Below are 3,439 nucleotides of genomic sequence, written 5' to 3'. Positions count from 1 at the left end.
TTCCGGGTAGTCCGGGCTCTATTTTTCCTCTTAGCCGGTAATCTGCTTCTAGGGGTGTGGTGAGAATTTCTAATTGTTCGTTAAATTTAAATGCTTCAAAAACGAGTTTTGACATGTGGGCTTCACCACCGTTGGGATGGTTTCGAGTACAATTATTCTTTTCGAACTATCCCAACAACCCACATACTTAAGGCGCCTTCTCACTGGCAATTATCGTAAAATTTATATAGAAGTGCTATAACACTGTCCCGCAACAAAAACCAAATAATTCTAACGCAAAATAACAAAAAACAGAGGAGGAAAAAACATGTCAGCACAGTTAGGCGGCACTCCTGTATTAATATTAAAAGAAGGTTCAGAAAGGACCATGGGTCGTGACGCTCAAAGAACAAATATTATGGCAGCCAAAGTAATAGCAGAGGCAGTTAGAACTTCCCTGGGCCCATTAGGCATGGACAAAATGCTTGTAGACAGCTTCGGCGACGTGGTTATAACAAATGATGGAGCAACAATTCTAAAAGAAATTGACGTGCAGCACCCCGCTGCAAAAATGATGGTAAACATAGCAAAAACCCAGGACGACGAGGTCGGAGATGGAACCACGACAGCTGTAGTGCTTGGCGGTGAGCTTCTTAAAAACGCAGAAATTTTGTTAGATCAAGATATACACCCAACTGTTATTATTGAGGGCTATCGAAAAGCTACTGAGAAGGCTTTACAAGTTATCGATGAGATTTCGACTGAGACTTCGGTTGATGACGAGGATATGTTGAAAAAAGTTGCAGTAATTTCTATGAGTAGTAAGGTGGTTGCAGGTTCTCGTGAATATCTTGCTGATATTGCTGTTAAAGCAGTGAGGATGGTTGCAGAACAGGTTGATGGTAAGTGGACCGCAGATATTGACAATGTTAAGGTTGATAAGAAGGAAGGAGAAAGCTTAGAGAGCACATTGTTGGTCAATGGTATTATTCTGGATAAAGAGATTGTCCACCCCGGTATGCCTAAAAGAGTGGAGAAGGCAAAGATTGCGCTGTTGTCTACTCCACTGGAGATTGAGAAAACAGAGTTCGATGCTAAAATTAATATCACAAATCCAGAGCAGATGAAAGCCTTTCTCGACCAAGAGGAAAGAATGATCAGAAATATGACGGACAAGGTTATCAGCGTTGGAGCTAATGTGGTTCTCCTTCAGAAGGGCATTGATGATATTGCTCAGCACTATCTTGCTAAGGCGGGTATTCTTGCGGTTAGACGTATTAAGAAGTCGGACATGGAGAAGCTGGCTAGAGCCACTGGCGGAGAAATAATTACTAACATTGAGGACTTTACTGCTGAGGATCTAGGTAAGGCTGAAGTGGTCTATGGAAAGAAGATTGGTGACGATGATATGGTGTTTATCGAGGGTTGCAAGAATCCCAAGTCAGTTAGCATCCTAGTTCGAGGCGGCACTGAACTAATTGTGGATGAGGCGGAGCGAGCCCTCCACGACGCCTTGTCTGTGGTTCGCGATGTAATTGAAGATGGTAAGGTTGTTCCTGGTGGCGGTGCTCCCGAGATGGAGGTGGCAAAGAGACTGAAGGAGTATGCGGATACTCTAAGTGGTCGTGAGCAACTTGCTGTGAAACAGTTCGCTGAGGCTATGGAAGTGGTTCCGAAAACTCTATCTGAGAACGCGGGTCTAGATCAGTTAGATATTCTGGTTGAGTTAAGGGCGAAACATGTTAAACCTGAGGACTACGTGTACGGTGTCGATGTTTATACTGGTAAGATTCAGGACATGACCAAGATGAACGTTTGGGAACCCGCGGCGGTTAAGAGGCAGGCAATTAAGTCTGCGAGTGAAGCAGCCCAGATGATTCTTAAGATAGACGATGTCATCGCCGCATCCAGCAAAGGTTTGGGCGGAGGTCCCGGCGCACCCCCGGGTGGCGGTGAGGAAGGCGAGTTTGGCGAAGACTAGGACTGTTTAGCCCTAAAACACAGAAAAGACTTAAAAGGGAAAACGATTATTCAGTGTACACTGCATTTCACTCCCTTTTATTTCATTAATGATGTGGGGGCTCCTATTATAGAGCAAATAGAAATCAGAATCGGACCGCCTAGACTCACCAAGTATGAAAAGTCAAGAATCATAAGTACCAGGGCCTTACAGATTACCATGGGGGCGCCGATATTGATTGACATTCACAAATTGACAGACTCCATCGTTATCGCTACCGCTGAATTGGAAGCGGGTATACTACCATTAGTTATCCGCCGCACTCTGCCTAATGGCCAGTTTCAAGATATTCCCCTAAGAATGCTTCTGCAGAGAGATTAGTTTTCCTGCATCTCTTTTTATTTTTAATTGGCGGTGTATGAAACGACGAGTGTTCACCCTCTTAAGGATGGTTCAGCTGTTAGGATTCGTGAGGCTACTCCAAAGGATTTAGTGGATATATGGAGAATTTTCCGTTCAGTTACTGAGGAGAAAAAGTGGATTCCTGTACTTTTTGTTGATGATGGAGAGTTTGAGAGATTATCTTGGTTTTCTCACCATAAAAGCGTAGGAAGCGTTATTTTAGTAGCTGAGATTGAGAAAAAAGTTGTGGGGCACTGTCTAGTTGAACGCGACGAGTGGGATGCTGCGGCACACGTAGGTAATCTCGGTATAATGGTTAACGTCGAGCATAGGGGGAGAGGAGTGGGAAGCGCTATGATAAAAGAAGCTATTATTAGGGCGCGCGAAAAAGGTTTTGAAAAAATTTGTTTGAGCACGTTTAACACTAACCTAAGTGCAATAAGACTTTACAAAAAACATAATTTCCAGATAATAGGTGTAAGAAGACGCCAGTTTAAAATGGAAGAGGAGTACAAAGACGAAGTATTAATGGAACTAATACTTGACAATTAAAAAATTTGACTTTTATGTTATATTTTTCTGAGGGCGCCCTCATATAGATTTATTATCTCGGCCTGTAATTCTTCAGCTATTTTCTGCCAACGCTTCTCAGCTTCCTCCCTGTTTCCAGAGGAAAGAGCCTTTGCTGTTTTCGCCAATTCCAAATGCTTATCTCCTAAATTTCCCAATTTACAGGCATTTAGAGCCTCATCCGCGAAATATTTTGCTTGAGGAATATCATCACTGATAATCGAGGTGAATGAGGCTAAAGAGAAGTAGTCAGCAGCCTTGACATAGTTCTCAACCCTTAATGCACCTTCTGCATGTTCCCTGTAATATCGCATCCATTGATCCAATTTAGACATACCATCACCCATATATTCAAACTAAATACTTATTTTTTGAATTTTTTGATTCTAATCGAATTATTACAGAGAAATTATTTAAATAATAAATAATTAAAATGTAGCAGTCAGACAAACAAACAAACTAAAACAGTTCCACTTGTAGAAGTTAGGGACATTTGTCACCCCTTGCTGTTAATTGGTAGGATGTCCT

Annotated in this window: 4 protein-coding genes; 3 read left to right on the top strand and 1 reads right to left on the bottom strand. The window is 42.3% G+C overall.

Annotation, left to right across the window (positions count from 1 at the left end; all coding sequences use genetic code 11):
• Window positions 1-307: 307 nt before the first annotated feature.
• The 3 genes from thsB to ACUVXA_RS18335 all read left to right on the top strand — a co-directional run bounded on the left by thsB (window position 308) and on the right by ACUVXA_RS18335 (window position 2,893).
• Window positions 308-1,960 carry a thermosome subunit beta gene (gene thsB, locus ACUVXA_RS18345; RefSeq protein ID WP_445872736.1) on the top strand — a complete coding sequence of 551 codons (1,653 nt, stop codon included), beginning with the start codon at window positions 308-310 and terminating at the stop codon, window positions 1,958-1,960.
• 93 nt (window positions 1,961-2,053) lie between these two features.
• Entirely contained in the window at window positions 2,054-2,320 is a 267-nt protein-coding gene (locus tag ACUVXA_RS18340; RefSeq protein WP_445872735.1) for a DNA-directed RNA polymerase subunit K, read from the top strand.
• 33 nt (window positions 2,321-2,353) lie between these two features.
• A complete protein-coding gene (locus ACUVXA_RS18335; protein WP_445872734.1) occupies window positions 2,354-2,893 on the top strand; it encodes a GNAT family N-acetyltransferase in 540 nt (179 codons plus the stop codon).
• 17 nt (window positions 2,894-2,910) lie between these two features.
• On the opposite strand, the gene ACUVXA_RS18330 is transcribed toward ACUVXA_RS18335, so the two are convergent.
• Window positions 2,911-3,246, bottom strand: coding sequence for a hypothetical protein (locus tag ACUVXA_RS18330; RefSeq protein ID WP_445872733.1), 336 nt, complete (start codon window positions 3,244-3,246; stop codon window positions 2,911-2,913).
• Between the last annotated feature and the right edge of the window lie 193 nt (window positions 3,247-3,439).

The sequence above is a fragment of the Candidatus Jordarchaeum sp. genome, assembly GCF_052745115.1.
The sequence above is the reverse complement of the archived record's forward strand: the minus strand, read 5'-3'. Positions and strand labels throughout refer to the sequence as shown.